Source organism: Simiduia aestuariiviva (assembly GCF_014192475.1).
Taxonomy (GTDB): domain Bacteria; phylum Pseudomonadota; class Gammaproteobacteria; order Pseudomonadales; family Cellvibrionaceae; genus Simiduia; species Simiduia aestuariiviva.
In genome coordinates, this window is sequence record NZ_JACHXZ010000001.1 from 785,303 (window position 1) to 792,011 (window position 6,709).

Here is a 6,709-nt window from a genome sequence, read left to right on the forward strand (position 1 = left end):
ATCACGTAGTGTCGGGGTTTTGTCCCCAGAGGCCCGCATTGTAGCCTAAAGTGGGTTCGCTGCGCCTGTGAAATGCGCGCTTGCAATTCTCGACCTGGCCCCCACTTAGAGAGAGTGTTGAATCAATTGGTCGGATTCTCGCCGGCTTTTGTCTCTCGGTGATAAATCCACCATTTACACCAGTGCGTACCTGTATCATGCTGGTGTATGTGGTGTTGAATTGCGGGGGCATCTGTTTCTGCTCATTGACCGCAAAGTTAATTGCTGACGTAAAGATGTGAGGGTAACCCTTTGAATGATATGGCAAAAAATCTAGTTCTGTGGCTGATAATCGCCGCTGTGCTGTTATCGGTGTTTCAGAACTTTAATGCCTCCCCCAACAAGGAAGAGATTCCCTATTCCGAGTTTGTGCTGGAAGTGCAGGCCGACCGGGTGAAGGAGGTCAGCATAGATGGCCTAGTCATCGAGGGAATACGCCAAGCCGACAACTCCCGTTTTATTACGATCCGCCCAAATCTGGTGGATATGAAATTAATGGATGATCTGTTAAACCACAGCGTGAAGGTGGTGGGACAAAAGCCCGAGCAGGCAGGCTTCTGGCAGCAGCTATTTTTTGCCAGCTTCCCGATTCTACTCATTATCGCTGTATTTATGTTTTTCATGCGCCAAATGCAGGGCGGTGGCGGTGGCCGCGGCGGCCCCATGAGCTTTGGTAAAAGCAAGGCGCGACTGCTGGGTGAAGACCAAATTAAGACCACCTTCGCCGATGTGGCGGGTGTGGATGAAGCGAAAGAAGAAGTGCAAGAGCTGGTAGAGTTTTTGCGCGACCCCTCACGCTTTCAGCGTCTGGGCGGCCAAATTCCGCGCGGTGTATTGATGGCGGGCCCACCGGGCACCGGTAAAACGCTGCTGGCCAAGGCCATCGCGGGCGAAGCCAAGGTGCCATTTTTCTCGATATCGGGCTCAGATTTTGTGGAAATGTTCGTGGGTGTGGGTGCATCCCGTGTACGCGATATGTTCGATCAGGCCAAAAAACAGGCACCATGCATTATCTTTATCGATGAAATTGATGCTGTGGGTCGTCACCGTGGCGGCGGTCATGGCGGTGGGCACGACGAGCGCGAACAAACGCTGAACCAACTGTTGGTTGAAATGGATGGTTTTGAGGGCAACGAGGGCATTATCGTCATCGCCGCTACTAACCGACCCGACGTGCTGGATAAAGCGTTGTTGCGCCCAGGTCGCTTCGATCGCCAAGTGTTTGTGGGGCTGCCTGATATCCGTGGCCGTGAGCAAATACTGAAAGTGCATATGCGCAAAGTACCGCTGGATGAAAAAGTTCAGGCCTCCATTATTGCGCGTGGTACGCCCGGGTTTTCCGGTGCTGATCTTGCCAACCTTGTCAACGAAGCCGCTTTGTTTGCCGCGCGCGCCAATAGGCGTCTGGTAACCATGGAAGAATTTGAAAAAGCGCGCGATAAAATCATGATGGGCGCAGAGCGCAAAACCATGGTTATGGGCGAGAAGGAAAAGGAAAATACCGCGTATCACGAGGCCGGCCATGCCATTGTTGGCAGATTGGTGCCGGAACATGACCCGGTGCACAAGGTGACTATTATTCCGCGTGGTAGAGCCTTGGGCGTCACCCAGTTTTTGCCCGAAGATGATAAGTACAGTATCAGTAAGCGGGCTCTGGAGTCTCAGCTGTGTACGTTGTTTGGTGGCCGCATTGCCGAAGAGATGACCCTCGGTTTTGAAGGCGTGACAACGGGTGCCTCTAACGATATCGAGCGAGCCACCCAGTTAGCGCGCAACATGGTGACGAAATGGGGGCTGTCAGAAAAGTTAGGCCCGCTGAATTACGGTGAGGAAGAGGGCGCTTACCCCGGTATGTACCACTCTGCACATTCTGACGGGACTTCTCGGATGATCGATGAGGAAGTGCGCCACATCATCGACAGCTGTTACGCTCGGGCTACTAAAATATTGGAGGACAATCGCGATATTTTAGAAGCTATGAAAGATGCGTTAATGGAATATGAAACCATTGATGCTGAGCAAGTCGATGATTTGATGGCGCGCCGCAAGGTGCGTCCACCACGCGATTGGGATGACAATGACTTTAATGGTCACTTAAAGGGTGGTGAGTCCCGTGACCAAGAGAAGCCATCCAGTCCAATTGGCGGGCCCGCCAAGGACCATTGATTGAAAAAGCCAGCCATTGGGCTGGCTTTTTTACACTTGGTTCTTTAGTTGTTGGGCTGCAGAGTGGCAACTATATTCTGGTTTATGCCCATCAACTAACGTTTGGAGGTCGATGATGTCCGGCAATCTCTGTACGCTGGCATATGTCAGCCGTGCCACAACGCCGTTTACCGATGAAGATCTCACTAACTTGCTGTCACTGTCGCGCAACAAGAACGAGTTGCGCGGTATAACCGGTATGCTGCTGTATTGCAGCGGCAGCTTTTTTCAAATCATTGAAGGCCCCCAATTAGCCATTGACCAGTTGTATGACACCTTATTGGGCGATAAGCGCCATTGCGATATTCGCCGATTAATATATCGCGATGCGCAAGCGCGCGCCTTTTCGAAGTGGTCCATGGCGTTTAAACATTTCGACGGTGCTGCCGCAGTATCTGTTGACGGCTTTTCAGAATTTTTGGATAACGGGACCGTCGAGATTGCGGAAAATAGGCCTGAATTAATGGCCATGATCAATATGTTTGTGTCGTTGTTCGACGATCACCATAAACCTGTACGTTGAAGGATGAGTCTTTGAGCCAATTGGTCAAATTTGGTGGCCGTGAATTAAATCTAGGCCAGCCCCATGTTATGGGTATTATTAATATCACACCGGATTCTTTTAGCGACGGTGGGCGATTTTATACCAGTAACCTTCAGCTCGATCGGGTAGTGGATGAGGCTGCAAAAATGGTGGCCGCCGGCGCCACCTTTTTAGATGTGGGGGGTGAGTCTACGCGACCTGGTGCCGCCTCGGTCACTGAGCAGGAAGAGTTGGAAAGGGTGATTCCTGTTATCGAAACATTGGCCAGCCGTTTTCCCGCTATTGTCAGTGTCGATACCAGTCGAGCCAATGTGATGGTTGCCGCAGCAAAGGCGGGTGCCACCTTAATCAACGATGTGCGCGCACTGACTGAGCCCGGTGCACTAGCTGCCGCAGCCAGCGTTGGTTTGCCCGTGTGCCTCATGCACATGCAGGGCAATCCGCAAACGATGCAGGCCGCGCCAACCTATTCGGATGTTGTGGTGGATGTTCAGCACTTTTTACGAGACCGCATGCAGGCCTGCATCGACGCTGGAATTGGTTCGGACAGCATCCTTCTCGATCCCGGCTTTGGTTTTGGAAAGTCCCTGGAGCATAACCTTGCTTTGTTTCGCGCACTGCCCGAATTTTCAGCTATCGCGCCGGTTTTGGTAGGTGTGTCGCGCAAAACGATGGTGGGCGCAATTTGCGATAAACCCGTGGATGGCCGACTTGCTGGCAGCTTAGGATTGGCGTTATTGGCCGCGCAATCAGGCGCCGCGATATTGCGCGTGCACGATGTGGCGGAGACTTGCGACCTTCTCAAGGTCTTGCGCGCGGTGACTCCATCGCTTTAGTGGCGCGCTAATTTACATTAGAATGCCCGGTTTAGACGCTGACAGGCACAGCAGGGACGCAAAACAGGACATCTTTCATGACCCGCAAATATTTTGGCACCGACGGCATTCGCGGTAACGTTGGCGAATTTCCCATTACCCCCGATTTTATGCTCAAGCTTGGCTGGGCCGCTGGTCACGTATTGGGCGAGCGATTCGATGGCCCGAAGCGCATCCTGATTGGTAAGGATACCCGCATCAGTGGCTATATGTTTGAGTCTGCACTGCAGGCTGGCTTGATTAATGCCGGGGTGGATGTTGGATTATTGGGGCCGATGCCAACCCCCGCTATTGCTTACCTGACGCGCACTTTCCAAGCGCAGGCGGGGATCGTCATCAGTGCATCTCATAACCCCTATGGCGACAATGGCATTAAGTTTTTTAGTGGTTCCGGCACTAAATTGCCCGACAACATCGAATTGAAGATTGAACAGATGCTTGATGAGCCCATGGTGACTGCCGAGCGCTTGGGCAAGGCTCGGCGTATCGAGGATGCTGCGGGACGCTATATCGAATTCTGTAAAGGTACCTTGCCCTGGGGCTTTACCCTGCAGGGTCTCAAAATTGTTGTAGATTGTGCCAACGGCGCTACTTATCACGTGGCCCCTGATGTATTCCGCGAACTGGGCGCTAAAGTGGTGCCAATTGCCAATGAGCCGAACGGAACGAATATTAACCGTGCCTGCGGTTCAACCAAGCCGGAAGTGTTGCGGGAAAAGGTGATGGAGCTTGGGGCCGACCTTGGGATAGCCTTTGATGGTGACGGCGATCGCGTGTGCTTCGTGGACCACCGCGGCCAAGTTGTCGATGGCGATGAAATCCTGTACATCATCGCGGCACATCGAATCGAGCAAGGGCGTGATTGCCCAGGGGTTGTTGGCACGCTCATGAGCAATTTTGGCTTTGAGTTGGGTCTAAAAGACATTGGGGTTGAGCTGGTGCGCGCCAATGTCGGTGATCGCTATGTGATAGAAGCCATGCGCAACCACGGTTGGGATTTGGGAGGGGAGTCTTCCGGTCACATTATTTGTGGTGATGTGACGACTACCGGCGATGGCGTTGTGGCGGCACTGCAGGTATTGCTGGCTATGGTGTCGACCGGAAAGGGCTTGCACGAATTGAAGTCTGCCATGACTAAGTGCCCGCAGACCATGATCAATGTGCGCGTGAAGGATAAATCCCTGTTGCAGGGCAATGCCAATATTGAGGCTGCAATTGCGGAGACTGAGTCGGTACTATCGGGGCGCGGGCGGGTTTTGTTGCGTCCCTCGGGAACCGAGCCTGTGGTGCGCGTCATGGTGGAAGGTGAAGACGCTTCTGTGGTCAAGAAGTTGGCGACGGAGTTGGCCGAAGTGGTGCAAACCGCAGTGGGCATGTAAATTTTAAAGCTAAGCTAATTGATTGATTTATGGGGCGAAAAGCCGTTGTATCTCGGCGACGACTTCGCTACCATTGGCGCCCGCTTGAACAGCACCCCGTAGATGTGCACTCGGTGCAACTTATGTGCGGAGTGCGTCCGGTGAATTAAGGAGCAGCGATGCGGCGCCCTTTGGTAATGGGTAACTGGAAAATGAATGGCTCCCAAGCCTTTAATCGGCAATGGGCAGCGGACTTCCAGTGGACACAAAGCCCATCAGTGAATGTAGCCATTGCGCCACCTGCGCTGTATATCGCGCAATTCGCTGAGTTGGTTGCGCAGCAGGGCATTTGGCTTGCCGCTCAGGATGTCAGTGAGCAGTTGTCCGCAGGTGCTTTTACTGGGCAGTTGCAGGCAGAGATGTTGACGGACCTTGGTGTTCGCTATGCAATTGTGGGCCATTCGGAGCGACGTCAGTTTCAAGCTGAGTCTGACGAGCTGGTGGCGAATAAGGCAGTAGCGGCCATTTCTGCTGGCTTAACCCCCGTGGTTTGTGTGGGGGAAACGCTTGCTGAACGAGAAGAGAATAAGACGCTGGCGGTTATTGAGCGACAGTTGGCCGCAGTGTTAGATGTAGTGCGTGATGTGAGTAAGCTTGTGGTTGCCTATGAGCCCGTATGGGCGATTGGAACCGGGAAAACGGCAAGCCCTGAGCAGGCGCAATCGGTGCACGCAGCAATTCGTCAGCAATTGGGCGGCGCGGGTGAATCGGTAAATATTTTATATGGTGGCAGCGTTAAAGCCGCTAATGCGCAAGACCTGTTTAGTCAGGTGGATATAGATGGAGCCCTCGTGGGTGGAGCCGCCCTCAATGCGGGCGAGTTTAAACAAATTTGTGAAAGTGCGGCCCAGTCTCTGGGATAAGCCGCACGGCGTTTAGAGAAAGTTATGGAACAGTTGATTATTATTGTGCACGTCCTCGCCGCACTGGCCATTATCGGTCTGATTTTGTTGCAGCAAGGTAAGGGTGCGGAAGCTGGAGCCTCATTTGGTGGTGGCGCCTCTCAAACAGTATTCGGTAGCTCTGGGGGTGGTAATTTCTTCTCCCGCGCAACGGCCGTTTTCTCGCTGATCTTCTTTATCACGAGCTTCGGTTTGGCCATCGTGGCGAAAAATAAGGCTGATATTCAGGCAAATGTGGGTATTCCCGCAGTTGTAGAGCAGTCCGGTTTGTCGTCAGATGTTGAAGTGCCCGTGGTTGAAGAAACGACGGATGAAGTGCCTCAGGCGCCAGAGCAGTAATCGAAAAGGTTTAGCCCAAGTGGTGAAATTGGTAGACACGCTATCTTGAGGGGGTAGTGACGCAAGTCGTGCCGGTTCAAGTCCGGCCTTGGGCACCAATTAAGGAAGCCCGATGCAAATGCATCGGGCTTTTTTTATATTTGCCAGTCCGGACGTCGTCCGGCGTTGATTCGCGCAAGCGCTCACCCTGCGGGCCGCGTGCGCGGTCCTAACGTACCGTTAGTGGGCACCAATTAAGGAAGCCCGATGCAAATGCATCGGGCTTTTTTTATATTTGCCAGTCCGGACGTCGTCCGGCGTTGATTCGCGCAAGCGCTCACCCTGCGGGCCGCGTGCGCGGTCCTAACGTACCGTTAGTGGGCACCAATTAAGGAAGCCCGATGCAAC

6 protein-coding genes and 1 tRNA gene are annotated in these 6,709 nt (G+C 53.2%); all 7 read left to right on the top strand.

The features are described 5' to 3' along the window. Positions 1 to 300 precede the first annotated feature (300 nt). The 7 genes from ftsH to FHS30_RS03600 all read left to right on the top strand — a co-directional run bounded on the left by ftsH (position 301) and on the right by FHS30_RS03600 (position 6,420). A complete protein-coding gene (gene ftsH / locus FHS30_RS03570) occupies positions 301 to 2,205 on the top strand; it encodes an ATP-dependent zinc metalloprotease FtsH (protein WP_183909230.1) in 1,905 nt (634 codons plus the stop codon). Between the two features lie 115 nt (positions 2,206 to 2,320). After that, the gene (locus FHS30_RS03575; RefSeq protein WP_183908377.1) at positions 2,321 to 2,767 is read left to right on the top strand and encodes a BLUF domain-containing protein; all 447 of its coding nucleotides are present in this window, start codon (positions 2,321 to 2,323) and stop codon (positions 2,765 to 2,767) included. 68 nt (positions 2,768 to 2,835) lie between these two features. Further along, positions 2,836 to 3,624 carry a dihydropteroate synthase gene (folP, locus tag FHS30_RS03580; RefSeq protein WP_183909231.1) on the top strand — a complete coding sequence of 263 codons (789 nt, stop codon included), beginning with the start codon at positions 2,836 to 2,838 and terminating at the stop codon, positions 3,622 to 3,624. 77 nt (positions 3,625 to 3,701) lie between these two features. Further along, the gene (gene glmM, locus FHS30_RS03585; protein ID WP_183908379.1) at positions 3,702 to 5,042 is read left to right on the top strand and encodes a phosphoglucosamine mutase; all 1,341 of its coding nucleotides are present in this window, start codon (positions 3,702 to 3,704) and stop codon (positions 5,040 to 5,042) included. A gap of 158 nt (positions 5,043 to 5,200) precedes the next feature. After that, positions 5,201 to 5,944, top strand: coding sequence for a triose-phosphate isomerase (tpiA, locus tag FHS30_RS03590; RefSeq protein WP_183908381.1), 744 nt, complete (start codon positions 5,201 to 5,203; stop codon positions 5,942 to 5,944). A 24-nt stretch (positions 5,945 to 5,968) separates the two neighbouring features. Next, on the top strand, positions 5,969 to 6,322 hold the full coding sequence (secG, locus tag FHS30_RS03595; RefSeq protein ID WP_183908383.1) for a preprotein translocase subunit SecG: 354 nt from the start codon (positions 5,969 to 5,971) through the stop codon (positions 6,320 to 6,322). A gap of 13 nt (positions 6,323 to 6,335) precedes the next feature. Then, positions 6,336 to 6,420 (top strand) — tRNA-Leu (locus FHS30_RS03600). Positions 6,421 to 6,709 lie beyond the last annotated feature (289 nt).

Bases quoted from the DNA above. Each gene is read 5' to 3' on its own strand.
- ftsH (WP_183909230.1), top strand. From the start codon at position 301: ATGGCAAAAAATCTAGTTCTGTGGCTGATAATCGCCGCTGTGCTGTTA.
- FHS30_RS03575 (WP_183908377.1), top strand. From the start codon at position 2,321: ATGTCCGGCAATCTCTGTACGCTGGCATATGTCAGCCGTGCCACAACG.
- folP (WP_183909231.1), top strand. From the start codon at position 2,836: ATGGGTATTATTAATATCACACCGGATTCTTTTAGCGACGGTGGGCGA.
- glmM (WP_183908379.1), top strand. From the start codon at position 3,702: ATGACCCGCAAATATTTTGGCACCGACGGCATTCGCGGTAACGTTGGC.
- tpiA (WP_183908381.1), top strand. From the start codon at position 5,201: ATGCGGCGCCCTTTGGTAATGGGTAACTGGAAAATGAATGGCTCCCAA.
- secG (WP_183908383.1), top strand. From the start codon at position 5,969: ATGGAACAGTTGATTATTATTGTGCACGTCCTCGCCGCACTGGCCATT.